At 59.3% G+C, this 24,611-nt stretch carries 24 protein-coding genes and 4 pseudogenes; 12 read left to right on the forward strand and 16 right to left on the reverse strand.

Going from position 1 to position 24,611, the window contains the following annotated elements:
- Nucleotides 1-74 precede the first annotated feature (74 nt).
- From AB4O45_RS03965 to AB4O45_RS03980, 4 genes are all read right to left on the reverse strand, one after another.
- Nucleotides 75-2,501, reverse strand: coding sequence for a TonB-dependent siderophore receptor (locus AB4O45_RS03965; protein ID WP_460161097.1), 2,427 nt, complete (start codon nucleotides 2,499-2,501; stop codon nucleotides 75-77).
- 98 nt (nucleotides 2,502-2,599) lie between these two features.
- Nucleotides 2,600-3,583, reverse strand: a complete 984-nt coding sequence (locus AB4O45_RS03970; RefSeq protein ID WP_460161098.1) for a FecR family protein — start codon at nucleotides 3,581-3,583, stop codon at nucleotides 2,600-2,602.
- An 88-nt stretch (nucleotides 3,584-3,671) separates the two neighbouring features.
- On the reverse strand, nucleotides 3,672-4,163 hold the full coding sequence (locus AB4O45_RS03975; RefSeq protein WP_460161099.1) for a sigma-70 family RNA polymerase sigma factor: 492 nt from the start codon (nucleotides 4,161-4,163) through the stop codon (nucleotides 3,672-3,674).
- A 252-nt stretch (nucleotides 4,164-4,415) separates the two neighbouring features.
- The gene (locus tag AB4O45_RS03980) at nucleotides 4,416-4,856 is read right to left on the reverse strand and encodes a carboxymuconolactone decarboxylase family protein (protein ID WP_016775423.1); all 441 of its coding nucleotides are present in this window, start codon (nucleotides 4,854-4,856) and stop codon (nucleotides 4,416-4,418) included.
- A 189-nt stretch (nucleotides 4,857-5,045) separates the two neighbouring features.
- Between AB4O45_RS03980 and AB4O45_RS03985 the strand changes: the two genes are divergently transcribed.
- On the forward strand, nucleotides 5,046-5,399 hold the full coding sequence (locus tag AB4O45_RS03985; protein ID WP_041477257.1) for a hypothetical protein: 354 nt from the start codon (nucleotides 5,046-5,048) through the stop codon (nucleotides 5,397-5,399).
- Between the two features lie 161 nt (nucleotides 5,400-5,560).
- On the opposite strand, the gene AB4O45_RS03990 is transcribed toward AB4O45_RS03985, so the two are convergent.
- The 3 genes from AB4O45_RS03990 to AB4O45_RS04000 form a co-directional block, all read right to left on the reverse strand.
- A complete protein-coding gene (locus tag AB4O45_RS03990) occupies nucleotides 5,561-7,129 on the reverse strand; it encodes a sensor domain-containing diguanylate cyclase (protein ID WP_252886539.1) in 1,569 nt (522 codons plus the stop codon).
- A 174-nt stretch (nucleotides 7,130-7,303) separates the two neighbouring features.
- The gene (locus tag AB4O45_RS03995; RefSeq protein ID WP_252886540.1) at nucleotides 7,304-8,077 is read right to left on the reverse strand and encodes an aldolase; all 774 of its coding nucleotides are present in this window, start codon (nucleotides 8,075-8,077) and stop codon (nucleotides 7,304-7,306) included.
- A gap of 11 nt (nucleotides 8,078-8,088) precedes the next feature.
- Nucleotides 8,089-8,796, reverse strand: a complete 708-nt coding sequence (locus AB4O45_RS04000) for a haloacid dehalogenase type II (RefSeq protein WP_252886541.1) — start codon at nucleotides 8,794-8,796, stop codon at nucleotides 8,089-8,091.
- Nucleotides 8,797-8,905: 109 nt separating this feature from the next.
- Between AB4O45_RS04000 and AB4O45_RS04005 the strand changes: the two genes are divergently transcribed.
- Nucleotides 8,906-9,763, forward strand: coding sequence for a LysR family transcriptional regulator (locus tag AB4O45_RS04005; RefSeq protein WP_252882388.1), 858 nt, complete (start codon nucleotides 8,906-8,908; stop codon nucleotides 9,761-9,763).
- Between the two features lie 14 nt (nucleotides 9,764-9,777).
- Here AB4O45_RS04005 and AB4O45_RS04010 read toward each other — a convergent pair whose 3' ends face one another.
- From AB4O45_RS04010 to AB4O45_RS04025, 4 genes and pseudogenes are all read right to left on the reverse strand, one after another.
- Complete coding sequence (locus tag AB4O45_RS04010) at nucleotides 9,778-10,296, reverse strand: hypothetical protein (protein WP_252876635.1); 519 nt, start codon at nucleotides 10,294-10,296, stop codon at nucleotides 9,778-9,780.
- Nucleotides 10,296-10,607 carry a hypothetical protein gene (locus AB4O45_RS04015; protein ID WP_423662334.1) on the reverse strand — a complete coding sequence of 104 codons (312 nt, stop codon included), beginning with the start codon at nucleotides 10,605-10,607 and terminating at the stop codon, nucleotides 10,296-10,298. Before AB4O45_RS04015 ends, AB4O45_RS04010 begins: the two co-directional genes overlap by 1 nt.
- A 100-nt stretch (nucleotides 10,608-10,707) precedes the next feature.
- Nucleotides 10,708-10,830 (reverse strand): annotated as a pseudogene (locus AB4O45_RS04020) (PAAR domain-containing protein); the annotation flags it as partial.
- 134 nt (nucleotides 10,831-10,964) lie between these two features.
- Nucleotides 10,965-11,633: a ribonuclease T2 family protein gene (locus tag AB4O45_RS04025; RefSeq protein WP_150634854.1), complete on the reverse strand. Its 669-nt coding sequence runs from the start codon at nucleotides 11,631-11,633 to the stop codon at nucleotides 10,965-10,967.
- 164 nt (nucleotides 11,634-11,797) lie between these two features.
- On the opposite strand from AB4O45_RS04025, the gene AB4O45_RS04030 reads away from it, so the two are divergent.
- From AB4O45_RS04030 to AB4O45_RS04065, 8 genes are all read left to right on the forward strand, one after another.
- Nucleotides 11,798-12,268 (forward strand): hypothetical protein, encoded by a 471-nt coding sequence (locus AB4O45_RS04030; RefSeq protein ID WP_041477268.1) that lies wholly within the window; start codon nucleotides 11,798-11,800, stop codon nucleotides 12,266-12,268.
- Between the two features lie 102 nt (nucleotides 12,269-12,370).
- Nucleotides 12,371-14,068, forward strand: coding sequence for a copper resistance system multicopper oxidase (locus AB4O45_RS04035; RefSeq protein WP_460161100.1), 1,698 nt, complete (start codon nucleotides 12,371-12,373; stop codon nucleotides 14,066-14,068).
- An 11-nt stretch (nucleotides 14,069-14,079) separates the two neighbouring features.
- Complete coding sequence (locus AB4O45_RS04040) at nucleotides 14,080-14,949, forward strand: copper resistance protein B (RefSeq protein ID WP_460161101.1); 870 nt, start codon at nucleotides 14,080-14,082, stop codon at nucleotides 14,947-14,949.
- A gap of 32 nt (nucleotides 14,950-14,981) precedes the next feature.
- Nucleotides 14,982-15,356: a copper homeostasis periplasmic binding protein CopC gene (gene copC, locus AB4O45_RS04045; protein WP_056791417.1), complete on the forward strand. Its 375-nt coding sequence runs from the start codon at nucleotides 14,982-14,984 to the stop codon at nucleotides 15,354-15,356.
- A 3-nt stretch (nucleotides 15,357-15,359) separates the two neighbouring features.
- A complete protein-coding gene (gene copD, locus AB4O45_RS04050) occupies nucleotides 15,360-16,229 on the forward strand; it encodes a copper homeostasis membrane protein CopD (protein WP_460161102.1) in 870 nt (289 codons plus the stop codon).
- A 58-nt stretch (nucleotides 16,230-16,287) separates the two neighbouring features.
- The gene (locus AB4O45_RS04055; RefSeq protein WP_056791423.1) at nucleotides 16,288-17,073 is read left to right on the forward strand and encodes a transporter substrate-binding domain-containing protein; all 786 of its coding nucleotides are present in this window, start codon (nucleotides 16,288-16,290) and stop codon (nucleotides 17,071-17,073) included.
- Between the two features lie 189 nt (nucleotides 17,074-17,262).
- Nucleotides 17,263-17,697 carry a YeeE/YedE family protein gene (locus tag AB4O45_RS04060; protein ID WP_460161103.1) on the forward strand — a complete coding sequence of 145 codons (435 nt, stop codon included), beginning with the start codon at nucleotides 17,263-17,265 and terminating at the stop codon, nucleotides 17,695-17,697.
- A 2-nt stretch (nucleotides 17,698-17,699) separates the two neighbouring features.
- Nucleotides 17,700-18,119, forward strand: a complete 420-nt coding sequence (locus AB4O45_RS04065) for a DUF6691 family protein (protein WP_076563632.1) — start codon at nucleotides 17,700-17,702, stop codon at nucleotides 18,117-18,119.
- 58 nt (nucleotides 18,120-18,177) lie between these two features.
- On the opposite strand, the gene rimA is transcribed toward AB4O45_RS04065, so the two are convergent.
- The 4 genes and pseudogenes from rimA to AB4O45_RS04085 all read right to left on the reverse strand — a co-directional run.
- Nucleotides 18,178-18,987 (reverse strand): S6 modification regulatory phosphodiesterase RimA, encoded by an 810-nt coding sequence (gene rimA, locus AB4O45_RS04070; RefSeq protein WP_460161104.1) that lies wholly within the window; start codon nucleotides 18,985-18,987, stop codon nucleotides 18,178-18,180.
- Nucleotides 18,988-19,126: 139 nt separating this feature from the next.
- Nucleotides 19,127-19,999, reverse strand: a complete 873-nt coding sequence (locus AB4O45_RS04075) for a methyl-accepting chemotaxis protein (RefSeq protein ID WP_370695147.1) — start codon at nucleotides 19,997-19,999, stop codon at nucleotides 19,127-19,129.
- A 33-nt stretch (nucleotides 20,000-20,032) separates the two neighbouring features.
- Nucleotides 20,033-21,061, reverse strand: a pseudogene (locus AB4O45_RS04080) (methyl-accepting chemotaxis protein); the annotation flags it as partial.
- A gap of 421 nt (nucleotides 21,062-21,482) precedes the next feature.
- Nucleotides 21,483-21,619: pseudogene (locus tag AB4O45_RS04085) on the reverse strand (Lrp/AsnC family transcriptional regulator); the annotation flags it as partial.
- Nucleotides 21,620-21,885: 266 nt separating this feature from the next.
- Here AB4O45_RS04085 and dusA point away from each other — a divergent pair.
- Together dusA and AB4O45_RS04095 are read left to right on the forward strand one after the other, a co-directional pair.
- On the forward strand, nucleotides 21,886-22,860 hold the full coding sequence (gene dusA, locus AB4O45_RS04090) for a tRNA dihydrouridine(20/20a) synthase DusA (protein WP_256810666.1): 975 nt from the start codon (nucleotides 21,886-21,888) through the stop codon (nucleotides 22,858-22,860).
- A gap of 27 nt (nucleotides 22,861-22,887) precedes the next feature.
- The gene (locus AB4O45_RS04095) at nucleotides 22,888-23,307 is read left to right on the forward strand and encodes a DUF2388 domain-containing protein (RefSeq protein ID WP_252884584.1); all 420 of its coding nucleotides are present in this window, start codon (nucleotides 22,888-22,890) and stop codon (nucleotides 23,305-23,307) included.
- On the opposite strand, the pseudogene AB4O45_RS04100 reads toward AB4O45_RS04095, so the two are convergent.
- Nucleotides 23,308-24,142 (reverse strand): annotated as a pseudogene (locus tag AB4O45_RS04100) (undecaprenyl-diphosphate phosphatase).
- Between the last annotated feature and the right edge of the window lie 469 nt (nucleotides 24,143-24,611).

Below are 24,611 nucleotides of genomic sequence, written 5' to 3' on the forward strand. Positions count from 1 at the left end.
TCGGCAGCTCCTACAGGGGATCGGCGAACATCCTGTAGGAGCTGCCGAAGGCTGCGATCTTTTGCTCTTGTGTTTTAAAAACCGACGCTGGCCTGCACGAAGAACGTGCGCGGTGCGCCGACATACATCCCCGAGTTGTTGTCGCTGGAGCGGGTGAAGTATTGCTTGTCGAAGACGTTCTTCACCCCGGCACCAAGCTTGAGGTTCGACACCTGCGGACCAAAGTCATAACCGCCGCGCACGTTCCAGGTCACGTAACCCGGGATGTCGCCGTACTGCCCGTCTGCTGTGCCTTCGGTGATGTAGTTGCCGTTGAAGCTGCCATTCGCATTCACACCGGTGCCCGGCGAACGCTGTTTCGATTGGGCGAAGCCATCGATGTTCCAGGTCCAGCGATTGATGTCGTAACGCAAACCGACCGTCGCAACCTGCCGCGAATAGAACGGCAGATCGCGGCCCTTGAAGCCGGGGATCTCGCCTTCATAGGTGGCGCGGGTGTAGGTGAAACCGGCGTTGGCAGTCAAACCATCGAGGCGCGGATCGAGTGCGGCCATGTCGTAATGCACCGAGGCTTCAATGCCCTGGTGCTTGGTCGCGCCGAGGTTGGTCCAGCCGACGTCGTTGCTGATGTATTGCAGTTCGTCATCGAAATCGATGTAGAACAGCGTCACCTCGCCGCCCCACACATCATCGTTGTAGCGCGTGCCGATCTCGTAGGTCTTGGCCTTTTCCGGCTCCAGACCGTTGGCGGTGCTGTCACCCGAACCGCCCTGGCCGAGCTGGAAATACTGCAGGCTGCCAAACGAAGTTTCGTAGTTGGCGAACAGCTTCCAGGCATCGGACAGGTGATACATCACGCTCAGCGCCGGCAGCGGTTCGTTGCTTTCGATACTGCGATTTTTCTCCGGTACCGGGCGGCCAGCGGTGTCGAGCACGGCGCGGTCATGCCAGTCGGTGCTGATGTGTTCGAAGCGAATGCCCGGGGTGATGGTCCAGTTGCCGACGTCGATCTTGTTGTCGACATACACCGAATTGGCCTCGGTGCCGCCGGTGCGATCCTGGAACACATGGCCGTCGGAGGTCGGCGTGACCACCGGCTGGTTGTTGACCAGCGCCAGACGACTCGATTCTTCGTGCATGGCCTCTTTCAGATAGCGATAACCGACGCTGACTTCCTGAGTGGTCGGGCCGACATCGAACACCCGCGACACGCGCGGCTCGATGCCCAATGTGTAATAGGAACGCGGGTACGAGCTGAGGGTGCGCTGATCGCGCGCGGCGATGGTGCTGCCGCGAAAGCTGTCGGTGTAATAGGTGAGAATTTCTGCCTGGGTGCGCTCGTCGATCTGGCGGATCCACTTGAACGACACGTCTTTGCGCCGGCCTGTGAACTGGTCGTAGTCACGCACCGACTCGTACGGTTTGTCGTCGTACTGACGCTGGGTCAGGCCGCCGGGCATGTCGGCGCTGGCGTCGTAGTAGTGGAAGTTGAGGCTGAAGTCGTCCTGATCGGTCGGCGCCCAGTGCGTCTTGAGCAGCACGTCGTCGATGTCGTTGCCGTTGTTGCGCTCGCGATAGCCGTGGCCGTTGACGCCGGAGTACAGCAGCGCGACGCCCATGCCGTTGTCGGCGGTGCCACCGACGAACGCGGTGTCAATGTGTTTCCAGCCGCCGTACTGCGTCGTTTCCAGGGTGGTACCGATTTCGCCGGTGGTTTTCTCCGGAATCGCGCGGGTCACGAAGTTGATCACGCCGCCGACGTTTTGCGGCCCGTAGCGCACGGAACCGGCGCCACGCACGACGTCGATGCTGTCGAGGTTGCCCGAGGAAATCGGCGCCATCGACAGTTGCGGCTGGCCGTAAGGCGCGAACGCCGCTGGCACGCCATCGATCAAAACAGTCGAGCGTGGCGACAGGCGCGAAGTCAGACCGCGCACGCCGACGTTGAGGGAAATATCACTGCCGCCGGTGCCATTGGAGTCCTGCACCTGCACGCCAGGCACGCGCTTGAGCACGTCGCTGACGTTCATCGCGCCCTGCTCGACCATCGCTTCGCGGCGAATCACCGTGCGTGCGCCGGGGTGGTTCTGCACCACCGCAGCGTCGGCGTCACCGAGCCAGTCGCCGACCACTTTGATGTCGGTCACACCCAGTTCCAGCGGGCCGTTGCTGGCTGCGGAAGTGGCGGCTGGGGCGAGCGTCACCGAGCCTTCATTGATCTGATAATCGAGGCCGCTGCCTTGCAGCAACTGCCGCAGCGCCTGCTCTGGCGAAAGGTCGCCGTCTACCGCTGGAGCTTGTTTGCCGGCCACCAGCTCGGGGCTGAAAAACACCTGCAGCGAGGTTTGCTGGCCCAGTTCGCTCAAGGCCTGGCCCAGCGGTTGCGCGCGGATATGAATGGCTTCAGCGGCAAACGCCAACGGCATCGCGGCACTGACCGCGAGCGCCAAGGCCAGTGGCAACCAAGGGGATTTTTTATTGTGGGTTGTGGTGATGTTCACGTCGTACGGAGTCCTGTGGATCGCAAGAGTGTGCGGCTGTTAATGCAAACCAGTTGCAGTTGAACAGGAAGACGATGAACTGCGAAAAAACCTGAATGCTATCTGGAAATTATTTCCTGACTGCCATCGGCAAGGGTGCGCACCGTCACCGGCAGGATGCTCGGCAAGGCTTTGAGCAAGGCGTCGGTGTCGTCGGATTTGAACACGCTGGTCAGGCGCAGGCTGGCTACGTTCGGCTGGGTTACGGTCAGCGGCTTGTCGCGATAGCGCGATACTTCTGCCGCTACTTCGCTGAGGCTGGCGTTGTTGAACACCAGTTTGCCGTTGCGCCACGCGGTCAGCTGCGCCGGGTTGACCGCGTAGGCCGGCAGGACTTTGCCTTGGGCATCGACCGCCGTGCCGAGGCCTGCGGTGAGGTTGATGAACTCGTTGTCCGGGGCAGCACTTCCCTGCACCTTCACCGTGCCCTGCTCCACCGCCACGCGGGTCTGCGTGGCATCGCGGCGCACATCGAAACGCGTGCCGGTAACCGTGACCTTGCCGCTGCCGGCTTCGACAATAAACGGACGCGAGGCGTCGTGTTCAACGCTGAACATCGCCTCGCCCGCGCTCAATTCGATCACCCGTCGATCCTGCTCATAACGCACCTGCAAGCGGCTGCGACTGTTCAGATCGATCACCGAACCATCCGGCAACGCTACATGCTTGCGCTCGCCCGGCGCCGTGGCGAATTCAGCGCGGTAAGCGCCCGGATGATTCAGCCCGCTGAACAGGCCAAGCCCCAGCGCCACGGCCAGAACACTCGCGGCGACGGCATAACGCAGCATCGGCCGACGTTGGCGGCGAGCTGGCGGAGTTTCAACCAGCGCTTGAAGACGTGAGGTCGGCAGCAAATCAGCCGCCGCCCACAAGCCCTGTAGCAACTGGAATTCTTCGCGGTGCTGCGAATGCTCGTTCAGCCAGGCCTCGAAGCGCTGCTGTTGCTCGACGCTGACATTCGGTTCCTGCAAACGCACGAACCATGCCGCCGCCTCGTCACGCACCGCCGCTTGCCCACAGGCGCAATCTCTCGTCTCCATCATGGAATATTCTGTCCGGCTGAGGTTGAGACCAGGCACGCCCCCCTGTAGGAGCTGCCGAAGGCTGCGATCTTTTCGACGTCACTCGTCATCATGACTGCAAGCCATCCAGCCGCTCACGCAGATGGCGCAGGGTGCGGATCATATACTTTTCGACCATGTTCTTGGACAGCCCCAGGCGTTCGGCGATTTCTGCCTGCGTCAGGCCTTCGATCTTCTGCCATACAAAGATCTTGCGGCAGTTGAGCGGCAGCTCGGTGAGCGCGCGTTCGATGGAATCGGCCAACTGGATCGCGTGCATGTAATGCTCCGGATCGCCCGCCGACGACGCACTGTCCTCGACCGCCTCCGACTCCAGGGCGCCCCGCCGTTCCTCCCGCCGATAACCGTCAACGGCGATATTGCGTGCGGTCTGATGCAAATACGCACGCGGCTGCTGCACCGCCGCCGAATCCGCCTCAAGCACCCGCACAAAGGTGTCGTGCGCCAGATCCTCGGCCTGCGCGCGATTGCGCAGGCGACGAGTCCAGGTGCCGATCAACTCTTCGTAATGCTCGAAAAAGCCGGATCTGCGGGAGCGCATGGGGGATGGGCGGCGTGGTGAGAAAGGGGCGTGAATAGTAATGCTTCGTATTAATACAAAGCAATGCACGCTGTGTTGGTGTTCTTGATGCGCAAGGTGCAAGCACCGACGACGCCGAGCTCCGATGGGCATTGAATAGGACCCTGTGGGAGCGAGCCTGCTCGCGAATGCGGTATGTCAGCAACGATGATGGTGACTGACACGTCGCCTTCGCGAGCAGGCTCGCTCCCACAAGGTAAAAGCGTGAATGTCTCAGGCCTGCGGCAGTTTGCGGAAGCCCACTGCCAGGCGATTCCAGCCGTTGATGGTGTTGATCGCCACCGTCAGGTCAACCAGTTCCTTCGGCGAAAACTGCGCAGCGACGACTTCATAGTCTTCGTCCGGCGCGTGGGTCAGGCTCAGTTGTGTCAGCGACTCGGTCCACAGCAGTGCGGCGCGTTCACGCTCGCTGAAGAACGGCGCTTCTCGCCATGCCGTCACGGCGAACAGACGACGCGGGGTTTCGCCGTCCTTTATCGCGTCGGCGGTGTGCATGTCGATGCAGAATGCGCAGCCGTTGATCTGTGAAGAGCGCAGCTTGACCAGTTCGAGCAGGCTCTTTTCCAGCGACAGTTTCGAGACGGCATTTTCCAGCGCCATCATCGCTTTCATGGCATCAGGGGAAGCGGTGTAGAAATCGGCACGAGGTTGCATGGTGGGCTCCGGGGTAGCGATTGAATGTGTGGCTACGTTAGTCCCCGGGGGTGGTTCGGCAAATAGCCAATATTGCAGAAGAACGGTAGGCCACTTGGCGCGGCGACTGACCGCTCGTCACTCGACGGGCACCAAGGTTTCAGTGCGCAAGACCAATATCAGGTAATCCCCTTTATCAGGAGACGTACCATGATGACGCGCAAATTCACTTCGTTATTGTTGGCCGGCCTGCTCGCCACGGCATCCGCCGCCAGCTTCGCTGCCAATGACAGCACCGATGCGACGGGCACCAAGTCCGGCGGCGCCAGCAGCTCGACCATGCCGCCAGACAGCACGCCGGGCTCGCCTTCCGTTGACAGCAATTCGGGTGGAACCAATAACGGAACTGGCACAGGAACCGGGACAGGAACAGGAACTGGTTCGGGCATGGGCACTGGAACGGGCACCAATGGCGGCGCCAGCGGTTCGGGTTCCGGCGCGGGTGGCGGGACCGGTTCGGCCGGCGGCGGCACGGGTGGTGCGGGCGGTGGCACGGGCAGCTGAACGAACAAGAGCCATCCCAGATAGTCCTGCTTACATCAGGACCCAATGTGGGAGCGAGCCTGCTCGCGAAAGCGGTCTGTCAGCCAACCTTGATGCAAGCTGATACACCGATTCGCGCGCAGGCTCGCTCCCACTTCTGATGTCTGTTGATTGAAAAAAAATCAGCGATCCGACCGCATCAGTTCGGCAAAACCTTCTTCCGGCGCATACACCGCCGCGCGATTGCGCCCGGCATTTTTCGCCTCATACAAAGCCGCGTCCGCGCGCTGGATAAACACCTGCGGGCTATCGTTGCCATGCGGAATAAATGAATAACAGCCCAGGCTCACGGTCAGATAACCGGTCGGCGAGCCGCTGTGAATGATGTGCTTGTCGATCACGCTGCGGCGAATCTGCCCGGCTATCGCCAGCGCGCCGTTGATGTCCGTATCCGGCAACAGCACAGCGAACTCTTCACCACCGTAACGCACCGCCAGATCCGACTTGCGCTGGCAGCAGGCCTTCACCACTTGGGCCACCTGCGCCAGGCATTGATCGCCGGCGACATGTCCGTAAGCGTCGTTGTAGCGCTTGAAGAAATCGATATCGAGCATGATCAGGCTGACCGGGCTGACCTGGCGCGCGCCACGGGCAAATTCGATGTCCAGCGAGCGCTCGAACAAGCGTCGATTGGCCAATCCGGTGAGGCTGTCGTGGGTGGCGATCTGCTCCAGCGCCAGTTGCGCCTTGCGCAGGTTTTTCTCGATACGTTCGCCGTCGCGCACCTGATGAATGAACACCCAGCCGAACAGGCCAACCCCGAGAATCACAAGCGCGACAATCACGCTGGACTGAAAGGCGCGGTCATACCAGCCCTGCAGAATCGTGTCTTGCGACGTCGCCGCAGAGACCACCAGCGGATACGAGGCCAGCTGGCGATAGCCATACAAGCGGGTCACACCGTCGACCACGGAATTGAGCATCGCCGTGCCCGCGTTAGCGTTCGGCAGCAAGGTTTGATAGATCTCGCCGTGGGCCACCGAGGTGTTGATCAGCGACTCATCAAAGGGCCGTCGCGCCAGCAAGGTGCCGTCGGTCAGCGCCAGAAACATGATGCCGCTGTCATCGAGGCTGAAGCTTTTGAAGAACTGATCGAAGTACGACATGCGGATGCCGGCCATCAGCACGCCCTGAAAATTGCCGAGCTGGTCGTTGACGCGTCTGGAAATCGGAATGATCCACTCGCCGTTTTCGCGGCTGCGAATCGCCGGACCAATGCGCGCAACGGTCGACGCATTCTGCTGATGGAACTTGAAATAGTCGCGATCGGCCACGCCATTGCCGCGAGGCAGATCGGCGAACGAAGTAATGACCCACTGCCCTTCGCGATCGAAGAGAAAGATGCCATGCAACTGATCCAGTTGCTGCGCGCGGCGGGCGAAGATCCGCTGTAACCGAGGGCGCTGCGCCGCTCCATAACCATCGTCCTGAATCCAGTCGACCAGGCTGGTCATCACCAGATCCGCCGCCCGCACAGTGTCCTCGGCCTGCTGCGCCATGGCCCGGGTCAGGTTGCCCGAAGCCATCTTCGCCACTGCCAGATCCTGACGCCGCGACTGCTCCAGTTGCAGGTACAGCAGACCACACAGGCACAGGCTCACCGCAACGATAAACAGCACCGCCGCTTTGCGTAGCGGCAACCGTTTGAGCGTGCCGGGGGCCTGATGCGGATCGTGATTGGGGATTGGCAAAAGCATGTCCTGGGCAGGTACGACAGGGGCGCGAGCCCGAAACCCTTGTATGTGTGAGCGTAGCCCACCGGGATGTACCGGGCAAACGCCCGCCTCCCGCCCAGTTATCGGCGCGTCGCGAGTTTGGATGATCGCTTTTCGTCGATTTATTTACGATTGCTTCTTTACGGTTAATCAGTTGTGCAGGGCCAGCCGCCGCATCGCGCTGGTCAGGTGCGCGCGGGCACTTTGCGCATCGCCTTCACGCATTTGTTCATAGGCGCGCTGCGCAATCGCATGAGGCACCGGTTTCAATTCACGTTGGGTTGCCATCGCCAGCAGTTGCACCTGCGCGGCGCGTTCCAGGTAATAGAGATCGTCCCAGGCTTCAGCAATGCTCGGCGCGGCGACAATCACCCCGTGGTTTTTCAGAAAGAGAATGTCGGCGTCGCCCATGACGCTGGCGATGCGGTCGCCTTCGGATGCGTCCAGCGCGAGGCCGGTGTAATCCTCGTCCACCGCTGTACGCCCGTAAAACTTCAGCGCAGTCTGCCCCAGCCAGAGCAGCGGCGGGCCTTGCAACAGGCACAACGCGGTGGCGTGCGGCATGTGCGTGTGGAACGCGACTTTTACCCGTGGCAGTTGTTTGTGCAGGCGCGCGTGGATGTAGAACGCGGTCGCTTCGGGCTCGCCTTCGCCATCGACCACGTTGCCGGCGAAGTCACAGACCAGCAGATTCTGCGCTGTCACTTCCGAAAAAGCGTAGCCGTATGGATTGACCAGAAACAGATCATCATGCCCCGGCAGCATCGCCGAAAAGTGATTGCAGATGCCCTCCTCCAGACCATGCAGGGCTGCCAGTTGAAAGCACGCAGCGAGTTCGTTGCGGGCGGTGATGATCGCCTCGGTGTCCAGGTTCAACGTTGCGGTTGGTCTGGCTTTGCCAGTGCCGCTCAAGATATGAGCCATGGCAATTCTCCTTAGGTCCAGCCGAGGGATTTGAACAGCGGCAGCACTTGATCGAGGCTGGACAGGATCGCGTCGGGGCGATAGTCCGGCAACAACTGACGACCCGTGCCGCGATCGATCCACACGCAACGAAAACCCATGTCCCGCGCCGCCGTGTGATCGAGCATGGGGCTGGCGCAGATGTGCACCACTTCATCCCGGGTAACGCCCAATTGCTCATGAGCGTAGTCGAACAGACGCGGCGCCGGTTTGTAGGCACCGGCCTGTTGCGCGGTGATCACCCGGTCGATATGGCCGCCGAGCTGCGCAACGTTGCCGGCAATGATGTCGTCGTCGGTGTTGGAGACAATGCACAGCTTGAAGCCCATGGCTTTGAGTTGCGCGAGGGTGTCGACCACTTCGGCAAATGGCGGCATGTTCGGGATGGCCGCCGCCAAGCGTTGACTGTCCTCGGGCTGGCTCGGCAAGCCCAATTCTGCCAGCGCCAGTTGCAGGCCGAGGGTGCTCAGGTCGCGAAAGGAACGGTGCGGCGGCGTTTGTTCGAGACGGTGCTCGTGACGGTCGTAGACTTCAATCAACTTAGTGGCGTCGACTGTGTGCTCGCCCTTGTAGCTGAGCATTTTCTCGACCACGGCTTTCAGGCCTTCATCCCACTGAATCAGCGTGCCGTAGCAATCGAAGGTCAGCCATTGCGGGCGTGGCGTGTTGTTCAAGGTCATCGGTCGATTCCTCCAGAGTGAGGACTTCAGCTTATGAGCGTGCGGTGATAGTGTGAAATTAAATAAACACGCCATCGTCATTCGCAAATCAACTATCAGGAACGCCGCCATGCTGGATCTGGAATTGCTGAAAACCTTTGTCTGCGTGGTCGACGAAGGCAGCTTCACCCGTGCTGCGGAACGTGTGCACCGCACCCAATCGACGGTCAGCCAGCAGGTGCGCAAACTCGAAGATCTGGTCGGCCACCCGCTACTCCTGCGCGACCGCACCGGAGTGAACGTCGCGGTCACCGAACACGGCGAACTGCTGATCCACTACGCGCGCCGATTGCTGGCGCTGTCCGCCGAAGCCACGCAAGCGCTGGCCAGTGACGTCGACCTGGAAGTGCTGCGCATCGGCATGCCGGAAGACTTCGACGCCCGGCGCATGGCCCTGATCCTCGCCGGCTTCACCCGCAACCATCCGCAGGCGCGCCTGGAAACCATCAGCGGCATGAGCCTCGACCTGCGCCAACGCCTCGACGCCGGCGACATCGACATTGCCCTGATCAAACGCGAACCCGACAGCGGCCCGGCATGGGCTACCTGGCCGGAACGACTGGTATGGGTCAAAGGCACCGAGTTCGACACCTCCAGCGGTGTGCTGCCGCTGGCGCTGTTTCCGCAAGGCTGCCTGTATCGACAACGGGCGATTCGCCTGCTCGATGTGGCGCAGCGACCGTGGCGAGTGGCGTTCGGCAGCCACAGCCTGACCGGAATTCAAGCCGCAGTGGCGTCCGGGTTGGGGGTTTCGGTGCTGCCGGTTTCGGCGGTATTGCCAGAGCACGAGGTGTGTAGGGATCTGCCGGAGTTGGCGCCGACAGAACTGGCGCTGGTCAGCCGCGAGGGAGTGTTGAGCGGCTTGCAGCGGGGGCTGGTGGAGTTTTTGCGTGGAGAATTGGGGGTGGATGCGGGGGGATTTGCCTGACCCCCCGGGGATCCTTATTCGGGTTTGTTGATTTCGCGGAGCAGGTCGGCGGTGGGGATGTTCATGGTGTTTGAGTAGTAGGTTTTGTAGCCAAAGGCAGTGACAAATAGTTTGCAGGGAATTTGGCTTTTGTTGGAAAGAAGGTCGTTTAGCTCCAATCTAGACAGGTAACGCTGCGAACTACGGTTGCTGGAAGTTTCAACGAGAAACGCACTGGTGAGATAAGAAAATTTCTCTCCGGGTCGCGGCTCGCCGTCAGACTCAATCAAACCTACCGCGGAAAACTGCATCGCTTTCTCAATCGAAAAATCATGATCGTCCCCCAACGCACACGTCAGAAAACCTGCGATCATCCCTTTCCTCTGTCCTTGGTCGAACAGGTCCAGGACATCCACATCCGTTTGGTATCGGATGTCATAAAGCGTTCTCTCTCGCTTAACAGACACGAAACTCAAGTTTGCAGCAGGCTTTGAATGGTCTTTTGCACATCCGGAGCAAACAATGAGCAATACGCAGATGATCAATCTGGACATCAAGAAAACTCCTTCATGATCGCGGCCATCAACAAATCGCTCGCCGAATTGCCACCGGAAATAGGCGCAACAAACAGCTCTAGCGCGTTTGCATGACTGGTATCGACGTTTACGTTCAAAGAAGGCCCACAAGAAACAATCCACTTCTCACCAAAGTCAGCTACGCCATCTGATGAATTTCTATTGGTAGGTGTCGCTTTGATGTTGATCCATTCGACAGCGACTGGGTCAGGTCGCTGGCGATATATGTCTGAGCCGATCCAGACAAGAGCACCTTCGCCAACCGGATCCAAAGTAATCAGCATCTGCATTCTGTATCCCCAATCCGACATGAGTTTCGTCAGATGCGCACCGTTCCATCCACCGAGGCTATGTCCGACGACCATATACAGCGCCACTGATCGCAGTCATGCGCGCAGCCGCCAGTCCATCAAAATTGACATTCGGCGAGCCGCTGACGATCGGGTTGGTGCCGTGTCCCGGCAACGGACAGGCGGTGGGGTCGGTGACGCGGGCAGCGGGTTTTCCGCTCATGAACAGCTCCTTGCAATGTGTCGTGCAGATCCTTTGAGGCGCGCAGCATGCGCGAATTTGCCAAGCGCTACAAATCGTCAGGCAAAAAAAAGGCGCTCATGCGAGCGCCTCTTTTCATAGGCTTTTACTGATGCTCACCGTACCGGCGGCACCCGAATATCCCCCGCCCGACACTGCGTCTTCACCCCTTTGCCACACGCGCCGAACTGCAAATCCTTGTCCATGCACACCCGCACTTCCGACAGCTGCGGGCCGCTGCAAATCACCGCAATTCCATCCTCGGGAATACCCGGATTGGCCTTGCGAAACAGATCGACAATCTCTTGCGCTTCGAAGTAGTACGACGTCGAGCCGAACGGCTGTAACGCCTGCGGAATCTTCACCGCGCCGAGGGCCTGATCGGACTTGTCCAGATAACCCATTGCGCCAAGACCGCTGCAGGTACCGTGCTTGGACCATTCGTGATCAAGGAGTTTTTTCGTCGGGTACATCGTCAGGCCCTTGCTGGTTTCTGCCGCCGACAGCCTGGTCAGCGGCGGACAGGATTGCGGCCAGCCGCCCTTGGCGTATTGCGGCCACAAACCGTGCAGGACAAAACCGTAACCCTTGCCGGTGCACTGCGCATCGTCCTTGTGCGTCAGACAAAAGGTCGGCGACCAGGACAGCGCCAGCAGGTAGTAGTCGAACACCCCCGCCACCGATTCGGCCTGCGCTTTCATCGATGCCGGCTGACGCGCCGAACTCGTGCCGATGCTACCGGCCGTCAGCGCGATCAGCGCCAGAATTGTAAACAGCTTTTTCATTAACCCGTTCCTTGGGACGCCTGCGTCCGTGGTTTTCGTTGTTGGCCAGACCTGGCCAGTGCTGATTTCGACACGCTTGTATTGCAAGCGCATGACGCAAGGCAAGGCCCTGCGCCGTGCAAAGGTCTACGCTGAACAGGCAGACATCCACCAAGGGAACCGACATGAGTAAAGCAGACGAACTCGCCGCCAGACTCAAGCAGACACGGCACACCCAGGCTGATGCGGCGCTGGAAATCGATTGCTGGCCTGCTCAGGTGTACGACTTGTACCACCGCATTGAGGGCTGGCTGCAACCAGTCACCGAAGTAGGACTGAAGATTCGGCGAAATCCTACGCACGTTTGCGAAAGTTCGCCGGATGGCGAAAGTCATGATTACGCTATTGATCAACTGGTGATCGAAGCCAACCATCACAGTTTGATGTTCGATCCGATTGCGCGGTTTACCGAGGATGGTTGCGGACGTGTCGAGATCAAGGTACCGGGGCGCGATCAGTCGTTGCTGCGCACGGTCGACGAGCATGGCGAGAGTCACTGGTGGTTGCAGACTATCGAGACCGGCCAGGAGCTGGATGCGATTGCGCTGACGGAAAACAATCTGCTGCAAGTGGTGCAGCAAGGGCTGGGCCTGTAACCCGTCCGAGTCAACTGACAAAACTGTAATGTTTGCCTCAGCCAACTGAAAGCTGGGGCTGGCTAGTCTCTCTGTCATGAGTCAGACGGGGATTTCCAGCGCATGCCTTCCATTCTCACAAGACGCACTTTTGTCAAAGGCCTGGCCGCCGGTAGCTTGCTCGGCGGCCTCGGGCTCTGGCGTACACCGGTCTGGGCGCTGAACGGCGCCGCGCCCGTCAACGAACTGAGCGGCAACGAATTCGAGTTGTTCATCGGCGAAACTCCGGTCAATTTCACGGGTTCCGCACGCACGGCGATGACCATCAACGGCAGCCTGCCCGGCCCGCTGTTGCGCTGGCGCGAAGGCGATACCGTGACGCTGCGGGTGCGAAACCGGCTCACGGCTGACACCTCGATTCACTGGCACGGCATTCTCCTGCCGGCGAACATGGACGGCGTACCGGGCCTGAGCTTCCACGGCATTGAACCGGGCGGCGTGTATGTCTACCAATTCAAGGTCCGGCAGCACGGCACCTACTGGTATCACAGCCATTCCGGCTTACAGGAGCAGGCCGGCGTCTACGGGCCGCTGGTCATTGAGGCCAAAGAGCCGGAGCCGTTCCAGTACGATCGCGACTACGTGGTGATGCTCAGCGACTGGACCGACGAAGACCCGGCCAGCCTGATTAAGACCCTGAAAAAACAGTCCGACTACTACAACTTCCACAAACGCACCGTCGGCGATTTTATCGACGATGTCAGTGAAAAAGGCTGGGGCGCCACGGTCGCCGATCGCAAGATGTGGGCGCAAATGAACATGAATCCCACCGACATTGCCGACGTCAGTGGCGCCACGTATACCTTTTTGATCAACGGCCAGGCCCCCGATGACAACTTCACCTGGCTGTTCCGTCCCGGCGAAAAACTGCGCCTGCGCCTGATCAACGGCTCGGCCATGACCTATTTCGATGTGCGCATTCCGGGACTGAAGATGACGGTGGTGGCTGCCGATGGCCTGTACGTCAAACCGGTCAGCGTCGATGAACTGCGTATCGCAGTGGCCGAGACCTATGACGTGATCGTCGAACCTGAAAGCGAGGCCTATACCCTCTTCGCTCAAGCGATGGATCGCACTGGCTACGCCCGTGGCACTCTCGCCACACGCGCCGGCATGTCGGCAGCAGTGCCGGCGCTGGATCCGCGTCCGTTGGTGAGCATGGACGACATGGGCATGGGCGGCATGGATCACGGCAGCATGGACATGAGCACCATGGATCACTCCGCCATGGGCCCGATGCAAGCCCATCCCGACAGTGAAAACAACAATCCGCTGGTGGACATGCAGGCCATGATCACCGCGCCAAAGCTTGACGACCCAGGCCTCGGCCTGCGCAACAACGGCCGCCGAGTGCTGACCTACGCCGACCTGCGCAGCACCTTCGAGGACCCGGACGGCCGCGATCCGGGCCGCACGATAGAGCTGCACCTGACCGGCCACATGGAGAAATTCGCCTGGTCGTTCAACGGCATCAAATTCTCCGATGCCGAGCCTTTACGGCTGAAATACGGCGAGCGCATCCGCTTGGTGCTGGTCAACGACACCATGATGACCCACCCGATCCACCTTCACGGGATGTGGAGCGATCTGGAAGACGAAAACGGCAACTTTCAGGTGCGCAAACATACCATCGACATGCCGCCCGGCAGCCGCCGCAGCTATCGCGTCACCGCCGACGCCCTCGGCCGCTGGGCCTATCACTGTCATCTGCTTTATCACATGGAAACGGGCATGTTCCGCGAAGTGCGGGTGGAAGAATGAAGAGGCCGATCATGACTCGACTCAGCGTGTTTCCGCTGCTGCTCGCCGGCACCTCCGCCATGGCCGCCGACGCCATGCACGGCATGGACCACAGCCAGATGCCCGGGATGGATCATTCGGCAATGCAAAGCATGGACGACGGCATGATGCAGCCCGCCGCGCCCAGCGAAAGCCGCACGCCGATTGCGCCCGTGACCGACGCCGACCGCGCTGCGGTGTTCACCAGCCCCGGCGGTCATCAGGTGCATGACAGCGTTATAAACAGCTACTTTCTTGCCGACAAACTCGAATGGCAGAACGCCGATGACGGCAGCGCTGTGGCCTGGGATCTGTCCGGCTGGATCGGCGGGGATACCGATCGGTTGTGGCTGCGCTCTGAAGGCGAGCGCAACAACGGCAAGACCGAAGACGCGGAAATTCAAGCGCTGTGGGGCCACGCCATTTCACCGTGGTGGGACGTGGTCGGCGGCGTGCGTCAGGACTTCAAACCCGGCGCACCGCAATCCTGGGCCGCGTTCGGCGTGCAGGGCATGGCGCTCTACAACTTCGAGGCCGAAGCCACGGCTTTCCTTGGCGAGGGCGGCCAGAGTGCGGTACGGCTGGAGGGCGACTACGACATCCTGCTGACCAATCGACTGATCCTGCAGCCGACCGCAGAACTGAATATCTATGGCAAAAACGATCCGCAGCGGGGCATCGGCTCAGGGTTGTCCAATACCGAGGCGGGCCTGCGGTTGCGCTATGAAATCCGCCGCGAATTCGCGCCTTATATCGGCGTGACGTGGAATCGCACTTACGGCAACACCGCCGACTACGCCCGCGAAGAAGACGAGGATCGCAGTGAGGCGCGCCTCGTCCTAGGCGTCAGGCTGTGGTTCTGAATTCTTCTAAAAAAACAAATCGGAGACCTTGCATGCGCACATTGACCCTGCCCCTGATATTCGCCAGCGGATTGCTCCTGAGCACCCTCGCCCAGGCCCACCCGAAACTGCTTTCGTCAACGCCAGCCGAAGGCGCGGAAGGCGCCGCGCCGGGCAGGATCGAGCTGCACTTTTCCGAGAACCTGGTCACGCAATTTTCCGGGGCCAAACTGGTAATGACCGAAATGGGTGGCATGGCTCACTCGCCGATGCCGATGAAAGCCAAAGTCAGCGCCAGCAGCGATCCGAAAACCATGCTGATCACCCCGCTCGCCCCGCTGCCTGCCGGCACCTATCAGGTGCAGTGGCGCGCGGTGTCCGCCGACACGCACCCGATCACCGGTAACGTCACGTTCAAAGTGAAGTGAACAATGGCGGACCTGCTCAACATCATCCTGCGGTTCGCCTTGTATGTGGATTTGCTGCTGTTGTTCGGGCTGGCGTTGTTTGGCTTGTACAGCTTCAACACGTTGCTGCAGTTCCGTCGGTTATTGCGGGGCATGGCAGTGACAGGGGCATTGCTGTCAGTGGCCGGGCTGGTGCTGATGACCCGCGCCATGAGTGGCGAAACACAGCTCGCGGCGTTGTGGCCGCACCTGCAGATGATGGTGTTGGAAACGGACGTCGGCCTGGCGTGGGCACTGCGGATGACAGCGCTGGCCATCGTGGTGATCCGGCCGGGTCTGTGGCCAGCGTCGCTGGCAGGCGCCATTGCTCTCGCTTCGCTGGCGTGGAGCGGGCATGGCGCGATGGACGAAGGATGGCTGCGGTTCTGGCACTTTCTCAGCGACATCTTGCACTTGCTTGCGGCGGGAGCGTGGTTGGGTGCCTTGCTGGCGCTGGTGTTGATGGCGAGAGGGCGGATCGGTGACACACGCCTTCGCCTGCTCGCCGATGCAGTGAAACGCTTCGAATGGGTGGGCGCGCTGATCGTGCTGACGGTGTCGGTCACCGGCGTGATGAATTATCTTTTCATCGTCGGCCCAAGGCTCGACGGAGTGCTGTTCGGCACTTACGGGCTGCTGCTGGCGATCAAGGTGCTGGCGTTCGCCGTGATGCTGGTGCTGGCTGCGTTGAACCGCTTTCATCTTGGACCGTCACTGCAACGATCGCTGCGCGACGGCCAGCACCTCATCGCCGCGAACGCGCTGCGGCGCAGTGTCGTAATGGAGTTGGCCCTTGCCCTGTTGATCGTGGCGCTGGTGGCGTGGCTCGGCACATTGAGTCCGGACCCGGGATGACACCCGTGGAAGGCTTTCACTACACTGGGCCACCTTCCCTTTCAGAAGCCCGATCTCAATGACAACACTAAAAAGCACGATGATCCTCGGCGGCCTGCTGACCCTGGCGACTGGCGCTCACGCCGACCCGGCCTCGTCTCACCTCGACAGCATTCAGCAACAAGGCCAGTTGCGCGTCTGCACCACCGGCGACTACAAGCCCTACACCTTCAAGCGCAGCGACGGCGACTTCGAAGGCATCGACATCAGCATGGCCCGCTCCCTGGCCGACAGTCTCGGCGTCAAGGTGCAATGGGTGCAGACCACCTGGAAAAACCTGATGCCCGACATGCAGGCCGGCAAATGCGACATTGGCATGGGGGGCATCTCGGTCACATTGGAACGGCAGAAAAAAGCCTACTTCAGCAACACCCTCGATACCGACGGCAAAATCCCGCTGGTGCGCTGCGCCGACCAGTCCAAATACCAGACCATCGACCAGATCAACCAGCCCAACGTGCGCCTGGTGGAACCTGCCGGCGGCACCAACGAAGCCTTCGTCCACGCCTTCCTGCCCAAAGCGCAACTGGCCCTGCACGACAACGTGACGATCTTCCAGCAACTGCTCGACAACAAAGCCGACGTGATGATCACCGACGCCTCGGAAGCGCTGTATCAGCAGAAACTCAAACCCGGTTTGTGCGCGGTGAATCCGCATCAATACATGCAATACGGCGAGAAGGCTTACCTGCTGCCGCGCGATGACATCAGTTGGAAACTGTATGTCGATCAGTGGCTGCATTTGAGCAAGGTCACTGGCAAGTATCAGCAGACGTTGAGTGAGTGGATTGCGGTGCCGCAGTAAGCCAAGGAACCCGGCCGACGCGCGCATTGAGGGAACGGTTCGCTCAATGCACGCGGTCGGCACGCGGTGAGAAAAGTGGCAGCCGTAATTCCAAAAAGCAGACAAGGCCTACACTGAAATCACAGCGACACGTTCGCTTCCGCCGCGATGCATACCGCACATCCACCGCTACTGCGCTTGAGGCGTCCCATGAATGTCGACTGGCTCAATTTCACGCCTTGGTCTTCCCTTGCCGGCGGCGCGCTGATCGGCCTGGCCGCGAGTCTGTTCGTGGTCGGCAATGGGCGTATTGCCGGCATCAGCGGCCTGATCGGCAGCCTGCTGCAACGCAACCGTGAAGGCGCCAGCGAGAAAGCCCTGTTCATCCTTGGCCTGCTGGTCGCGCCACTGCTGTGGGGATTGTTCAAGGCGTTACCGCCGATCGAGTTCCAGAGCGGCTGGTCAGGGCTGATTCTCGCAGGGTTATTCGTAGGGCTTGGCACACGCTACGGCTCAGGTTGCACCAGCGGCCATGGCGTTTGCGGCATATCGCGCCTTTCGCCACGTTCGATGCTCGCCACTGCCTGCTTTATGCTCAGTGGGTTCCTCACCGTGTTTGTCCTGCGCCATCTGACGGGAGTTTGAACGTGCTCAAACTGAATGCATTCCTGGCCGGCCTGCTGTTCGGCGTCGGGTTACTTCTGGCGGGCATGGCCAATCCAACAAAAGTCCTGGCGTTCCTCGACGTGGCCGGGGCCTGGGATCCCTCGCTGGCATTGGTCATGGTGGGCGCCATTGCCATCGCTATCGGCCCGCTGACCTGGGCACGCCGGCAACGCAAATCGGTACTGGGCAACCCCATGCAACTACCCGCCCGAAAAGAGCTGGACCGACGTCTGGTTGGTGGCAGCCTGCTGTTCGGGGTCGGTTGGGGGATAGCCGGCATCTGCCCTGGCCCGGCAGTGACCATCCTGTTGACGGGCCACTGGCAAGCAATCGTTTTCGTATTGGCGATGCTCGCAGGCATGGGGCTATTTACGCTGCTGGAAACCCGACGCAACCCGTGACCGCAGAACAACCGACATTAAGGCGCAGGGCACCCACGGCAGCCATTGTTGGTGGCTGTCAATGTTTTGCAGAAGAGCGCGGATTGGATGATCTCCCCAGCCACGCACTCGTCGAGATCTGCGCCAACGATTTGAACGAGGGCCTGGCGAACCAGTAGCCCTGCATCAGATAAATGCCGCAATCGGCGAGAAAGTCTCTTTCCTCGGCCTCTTCTATGCCCTCGGCGATCACTTCCACGCCCAACTCTCTACACATGTTCACCACGTTGCGCACGATGGTCTGGCGTACGCGGTCACGGTGAATATTGCGGATCAGCGCCATATCCAGCTTGATCAGGTCTGGCTGAAAATCCGCCAACAAGTTAAGGCCGGAATAGCCTGCGCCAAAGTCGTCGATGGCCGTCTTGAAACCAAACTCACGATAATCACGCAAGATATTCATCAAGTGTTTGTTGCTTTCGACGTGCTCGCCTTCCACAGCCTCGAAGATCAACCGCTCCAGCGGAAAGCCGTATGTGCGCGCCGCTTCCAGCGTGCTGCGAATACACATCTCCGGCCGGTAAACGGCATTCGGCAGAAAGTTGATCGACAGGTACTGCGTCATGCCCAAGTCAGCCGCCGTGGAAATCGCCCGCACTCGACACAGTTGATCGAATCGATAACGGTTCTGATCGTCCACCTGCTCCAGGACAGACAAGGCGCCTTCACCGTTCACGCCGCGAACCAACGCTTCATGGGCAAACGTCGTTTGATCGCGCAGATCCACAATGGGCTGGAAAGCGAAGGCGAAATCCATCTCTGGCACACCTTTGTTCTTACAGCCCTGGCAGCCACCGGGAGACACTATTGATTTTGGAAAGTCGGTCATGACACCCCTGATAACGGGTTGTAACCTTCCATGGTGATAAATGATCAGTTGCAGGATTGCGTCATCTGCAAACCAGGCAACAACTGCAGCCCTGCGGCGCCTGAATATGCAAAGGCGCCGCGTGCTCGACGTTAAATGGTCAGGTGCGGAAATGCGCGGTCATTCGCTGCAGGTCCTGCCCCAGGGACGCCAATTCGATCGTCGCCGCCGCACTTTCTTCGCTGGCGACAGCCGACTGGTCAGCCACATCACGCACACTGACAATGCTGCGGTTGATTTCGTCGGCCACGGCACTTTGCTGCTCGGCGGCGGCCGAGATCTGCAGACTCATCTCCTGGATCGTACCGATGGACTGATTGATCTCGGTAATCGCCAATTCGGCCTTCTGCGCCAGTACCACCGTATCGAGGGTGCGCTCGCGGCTTGAGGTCATCAGCGTCGCGGCCGCTTGCGTGCCTTGTTGCAGGGTGACGATCAGCGCTTCGATTTCCTTGGTCGAGTCCTGCGTGCGCTGTGCCAGCGAGCGCACTTCGTCTGCTACCACAGCAAAACCACGACCCTGCTCACCCGCCCGCGCGGCTTCGATAGCGGCGTTCAACGCGAGCAGATTGGTCTGCTCGGCGACGGCTTTGATCACATCGATGACTTTGCCGATCTGCTCGCTGTCCTGAGTCAGCACATTCATCGCACCGCCCAACTCTTCAATGGCCATGGCAAGTTCGCTGATCTGCACCGTCGCCTGCTTCACCACCGTGCTGCCGTGGCGCGCCTGCTGATCGGCGAGGGTCGCGGCAGCGGAGGCATCGGTGGTGTTACGCGCAACTTCCTGCACCGTCGAAGCCATTTCGTGCATCGCCGTGGCAACTTGATCCACTTCACTTTTTTGCTGACGTACACCTGCGCTGGTCTGCTCGCTCATGGCCGAGAGCTTTTCCGCAGAGGTGGAAATCTGCGTGACGCCATTGCCGATACCTTGCACCAGCGTGTTCAGGTTCTGCGCCATCTCCTGCATCGCATTTTGCAGATCGCCCAACTCATCTTTGCGCGCAGACCTGGCCTGGACCGTCAGGTCGCCTTTGGCAATCCGTCGTGCCAGATCAACCGTCAGCGCTAGCGGCGCAGTGATCTGGCGCGAGATAACCACCGAAGCCAACAGCCCGATCACCAGCGCCAACGCAGTCAATACCGCCATCTGAATAAAAGCCGAATGCTGATCCTCATGCGCAAGGCGCTGCTGGGTGTCCATCAGGCCACTCATGATCTTGTCCATCGCCTTGCTTTCCTGGTCGACCTGCTCGCGCATGTTCTGCTTCTGCTCAAACAGCCCGGCCACTTCCACCAATACTTCGCGATAACGCCGCATGCCGGCGTGGGCTTCTTCCAGTTGGCTCGACAGCGCCGTCGGCAGGCTGGTGCGCGCCTTGCTGATATCACTCAAGAAGCTATCGATGGTTTCCATCAGCAGTTTTTTGTTCACGTCATTGGGCACCGCGATGTAACGACGCAACATCAGGCGAAACGTGGTCATGCCATTGCGCAAATCGGCCACCGTGCGCAGCTCCCGAACGCGTTCACCATCGGCAGACGCCAAGGCACTGGTCGTGGTGCCTTCAAGCATGCCGGCGAAAGTTTGCGCGTACTTGTCCGACAGCGCCGTCAGCGGTTTCAGCGCATCGGTGGTCGATTGATCGGCAGCGATCAGCCGTTTGACCTTCTGGTCGTAGGCAACAATCGTGGTTTGCAAAGCCTTCAAGGCTTGCTGGTTTTCAGCGCGGGTCAAGGTGTCCAGCGCCTTGCCCACAAGGCCCTGCAAGACATTCAACTGCGCGTTATAGGACTCGGCGAAGGCTGCGTCAGCGGCGGCTTCGTACTGTTTCTCGGACAGACGCATATTTTGCGTAGCGTCATTCAACGTGCCGATCAGACGCGTCGTACTCAAGCGATCAACCAGCACGCTGTTGCTGTTATAGCCAATGAAGGCAACCGCCAAAACGGCCAGCAGAAGAATGCCGAAGCCGGTTCCCAGCTTGCGGGAAACTTTGATGTCACCGAGGAAATTCGATGCTACTGCCATATTCAGCCTCAAACGTCCTGACGCGAAACGCCAGGCACAAAAAAATTGATCTCCGGTAACCACAGTCACCGTCCAGACATTCGGGGGTCGTCATCCAGGGCGTAGTACGGGACGCTCCAGCGGTCCCTGAAATGCAAATGCCGATGCTGTTGAAGCGTCGAAAACAACCCGACGCGAGCACCGGCAGACAAAGCCATCACGTCGCAACAGAGCATATGCAGGCTGGATTTATCGTTTCAGCAAAGGTGTCTGAAGGGATGCTATTAATTTTGCGAAAACTTGTACAACTTTATATTTTTGTATAATCGTTGAACTTTTTGAGCGACGTGATGACGCATTGCCATCATGATTTGTGGCACATCGCTATCGGCGTGAAACGGGGGCTGAAAATGCGCATTCAAACGCTTGGCGACTCAATCCTTTACCAGGTGGGAATGGCAATACGCCTACCGGTCGTGGCCTCGCGCAAGCACGGGACTCAATAGAGGCAATCCCCATCTGACGCCGGAGCACCTGCTCGATGAAGTTGCTGGAGCTATCAAGATCCTCTGCCAGCAATCCAGATCGCGTAGTCCGTTTCCGGGGCGAAAATGTGGCTGTCTTGGTAGACTTGCACTCCATTCCGCCGGATGCGGTGTAGCGCATGCTGCCATCCGCCAGTTTTCATGTCCTGACAGCTGCCATAAACGAAAGTGGTACGCATTGGCTTCGAATTGGTACATCGTACCAACCAGATGCTGAACACCCTTGAAAACGCCCAAAAGCACGCCGAAAACACGTTGAGTAAAATGGTCCAGAATCAGAGCTTCAGCCCAGTAAAATCCATGCCTGAGCCGTCTCGCCGCTTCAGTGTGGCACCCATGATGGATTGGACGGACCGCCACTGCCGGTACTTCCTACGCCTCCTGTCGAAGAACGCCCTGCTCTACACCGAAATGGTCACCACCGGCGCGCTGCTCAACGGCGATCACGAGCGTTTCCTCCGCCACAACGAAGCCGAGCACCCGCTCGCCTTGCAGCTCGGCGGTAGTGTTCCGTTGGATCTCGCCGCCTGCGCGCGCATGGCCGAGGAACACGGCTACGACGAGGTGAACCTGAACGTCGGCTGCCCGAGTGATCGTGTGCAAAACAACATGATCGGCGCGTGCCTGATGGGGCATCCGCAGTTGGTGGCCGATTGTGTGAAGGCGATGCGTGATGCGGTGTCGATTCCGGTAACGGTGAAGCATCGCATCGGGATCAACGGTCGGGACAGTTACGCTGAGCTGTGTGATTTCGTCGGTACTGTGCGGGATGCCGGCTGCACGAGTTTTACCGTGCATGCGCGGATTGCGATTCTGGAGGGGTTGTCGCCGAAGGAGAATCGTGACATTCCGCCGTTGCGCTATGACGTCGCGGCGCAGCTGAAGGCGGATTTTCCGGAGCTGGAGATTGTGCTGAATGGCGGGATCAAGACCATGGAGGCCTGCCATGAGCATCTGCAGACGTTCGATGGCGTGATGTTGGGGCGTGAGGCTTATCACAATCCGTATTTGCTGGCGGAGGTCGATCAGCAACTGTTCGGCAGTACCGCGCCGGTGATCAGTCGGGCTGAGGCGTTGGCGCAGTTGCGGCCGTATATCGCCGAACATCTGCTGGCCGGTGGGGCGATGCATCACATCACTCGGCATGTGCTGGGCCTGGGCACCGGTTTCCCCGGGGCGCGGAAATTCCGTCAGTTGTTGTCGGTGGATATTCACAAGGCCAAGGATCCGCTGGCGTTGCTGGATCAGGCGGCTGAGTTGCTTGAAGGTCGTTGATTGATGGATTGAGCGTGCGGGCGACGCATGAGCGTTGCCCGGTGTTTTGATGTACTGACAGGATGTCTTTCGTTTATGCCCGCGTTTACTTGTTCAGGTTTCAAGCGTTTCACCCTCCTCGCTTTGTTCAGCTTCACCTCCAACGTTTATGCGCACTGCGATGGCTTTTGCATGGGCCGTACCGATACGCCGTGGGAGGTGACGCAGTTTTCCGGCTTCACTTTGGTGTCTTTGATCCTCGCACCTATTTCGTCTAGCCAGGAAACGACCGACAGTCACAAGCGTGTTTACTCTGCCGAGGAGCAAGAAGACGCGCGACTCTATCTGGCCAGCGACGGCATGCTGCAAGCCGCGTATTTCACCTCGGCCTTGCAGCGCTATCGCCAGGAGTCGGCGGATTCGGGGTTAAATGATCTCGCCGTGGCGGCGTTGATCAGCGCTCAGTGATCAGGCGGCCGCTGCGGCGGTCCAGTTCACCCAGCCGAACAGCCAAGTCGCCAGAATCAACAAACCAAACGCGATCCGATACCACGCGAACGCGGCATAGCTGTGGTTGGCGATAAATTTGAGCAGGCCACGCACGGCGATCATGGCGAAGATGAATGCGGTGACGAAGCCGAGGGCGAAGACAGGCAGGTCGTTGGGTTGGAACAGGTCGCGGTATTTGTAGCCGGAGTACACGGCAGCGCCAACCATGGTCGGCATGGCGAGGAAGAACGAGAACTCGGTGGCGGCTTTGCGCGAGAGGCCGAAGAGCAGACCGCCGATGATGGTCGAGCCGGAGCGTGAGGTGCCGGGAATCATCGCGCAGGCACTGTACGAAACCGACCTTCAACGCGTGAGACCAGCGCATGTCATCGACATGTTCGACGCTGACCACATGGCTTCGCTGTTCGGCCCATAACATGACGATGCCGCCGACAACCAGGGCGACGGCAACGGTGATCGGGTTAAACAGGTATTCATGAATCGCGTCGGCGAACAACACACCGAGGACAACGGCCGGGAAAAACGCGATCAGCAGATTAAGGGTGAAACGTTGCGCGTTGCGCTCGGTGGGCAGGCCTTTGACGATTTCGAAGATCTTCGGACGAAACTCCCAGACCACCGCAAGAATGGCCCCCAGTTGAATAATGATGTTGAACGCCATGGCGCGTTCGCCGCCAAACTCGAGCAGGTCGGCGACAATAATCTGGTGGCCGGTACTCGAGATGGGCAAGAACTCGGTCAGGCCTTCAACCGCGCCTAATATCAATACCTGGAAAAGGGTCCAGAAATCCATTAATCCTCCGTCAGAGCACTCAGGGTGAGCGACCAGTCAATAACACTCAGGGGTTGAGTATCTGAATTACACAATTGGCGCATATAAAGATCTAAAGAGATCGCAGCCTTCGACAGCTCCTACATTTGGAATGCATTTCCATGTAGAAGCTGCCGAAGGCCGCGACCTTTTGATTTCGAAGAATAGGTTTAACGGACTGCCACACTCAAGTCATGTTAGTAATCGTCGGCCGATGAACTAAACGGACAAAATTTACATCTATTACAACAAATATTTCAGTTCAGATATGAAGTGTGATCAACTTCACACATTGTTGACATGGCCAATCAGTGGCAAAAGGACATAGACAACGCCATCGTCACAAGCTCAAAATAGTGGCACCATTGCATATAGCCATCACTTACGCATTAGTTCACAAGCTCGAGAAAATCAACTAAAAGTCTGAAAAGCTTAGTTATTGTTAGAAAAC

This window comes from Pseudomonas sp. S2_B10 (genome assembly GCF_054668425.1).

Coding starts and splice junctions, on each gene's coding strand:
- AB4O45_RS03970 (WP_460161098.1), bottom strand. CDS start 3,583: ATGATGGAGACGAGAGATTGCGCCTGTGGGCAAGCGGCGGTGCGTGAC.
- AB4O45_RS03975 (WP_460161099.1), bottom strand. CDS start 4,163: ATGCGCTCCCGCAGATCCGGCTTTTTCGAGCATTACGAAGAGTTGATC.
- AB4O45_RS03980 (WP_016775423.1), bottom strand. CDS start 4,856: ATGCAACCTCGTGCCGATTTCTACACCGCTTCCCCTGATGCCATGAAA.
- AB4O45_RS03985 (WP_041477257.1), top strand. CDS start 5,046: ATGATGACGCGCAAATTCACTTCGTTATTGTTGGCCGGCCTGCTCGCC.
- AB4O45_RS03995 (WP_252886540.1), bottom strand. CDS start 8,077: ATGGCTCATATCTTGAGCGGCACTGGCAAAGCCAGACCAACCGCAACG.
- AB4O45_RS04000 (WP_252886541.1), bottom strand. CDS start 8,796: ATGACCTTGAACAACACGCCACGCCCGCAATGGCTGACCTTCGATTGC.
- AB4O45_RS04005 (WP_252882388.1), top strand. CDS start 8,906: ATGCTGGATCTGGAATTGCTGAAAACCTTTGTCTGCGTGGTCGACGAA.
- AB4O45_RS04010 (WP_252876635.1), bottom strand. CDS start 10,296: ATGTCCAGATTGATCATCTGCGTATTGCTCATTGTTTGCTCCGGATGT.
- AB4O45_RS04015 (WP_423662334.1), bottom strand. CDS start 10,607: ATGCAGATGCTGATTACTTTGGATCCGGTTGGCGAAGGTGCTCTTGTC.
- AB4O45_RS04025 (WP_150634854.1), bottom strand. CDS start 11,633: ATGAAAAAGCTGTTTACAATTCTGGCGCTGATCGCGCTGACGGCCGGT.
- AB4O45_RS04030 (WP_041477268.1), top strand. CDS start 11,798: ATGAGTAAAGCAGACGAACTCGCCGCCAGACTCAAGCAGACACGGCAC.
- AB4O45_RS04035 (WP_460161100.1), top strand. CDS start 12,371: ATGCCTTCCATTCTCACAAGACGCACTTTTGTCAAAGGCCTGGCCGCC.
- AB4O45_RS04040 (WP_460161101.1), top strand. CDS start 14,080: ATGACTCGACTCAGCGTGTTTCCGCTGCTGCTCGCCGGCACCTCCGCC.
- copC (WP_056791417.1), top strand. CDS start 14,982: ATGCGCACATTGACCCTGCCCCTGATATTCGCCAGCGGATTGCTCCTG.
- copD (WP_460161102.1), top strand. CDS start 15,360: ATGGCGGACCTGCTCAACATCATCCTGCGGTTCGCCTTGTATGTGGAT.
- AB4O45_RS04055 (WP_056791423.1), top strand. CDS start 16,288: ATGACAACACTAAAAAGCACGATGATCCTCGGCGGCCTGCTGACCCTG.
- AB4O45_RS04060 (WP_460161103.1), top strand. CDS start 17,263: ATGAATGTCGACTGGCTCAATTTCACGCCTTGGTCTTCCCTTGCCGGC.
- rimA (WP_460161104.1), bottom strand. CDS start 18,987: ATGACCGACTTTCCAAAATCAATAGTGTCTCCCGGTGGCTGCCAGGGC.
- AB4O45_RS04075 (WP_370695147.1), bottom strand. CDS start 19,999: ATGCAGGAGATGGCGCAGAACCTGAACACGCTGGTGCAAGGTATCGGC.
- dusA (WP_256810666.1), top strand. CDS start 21,886: ATGCCTGAGCCGTCTCGCCGCTTCAGTGTGGCACCCATGATGGATTGG.
- AB4O45_RS04095 (WP_252884584.1), top strand. CDS start 22,888: ATGAGCGTTGCCCGGTGTTTTGATGTACTGACAGGATGTCTTTCGTTT.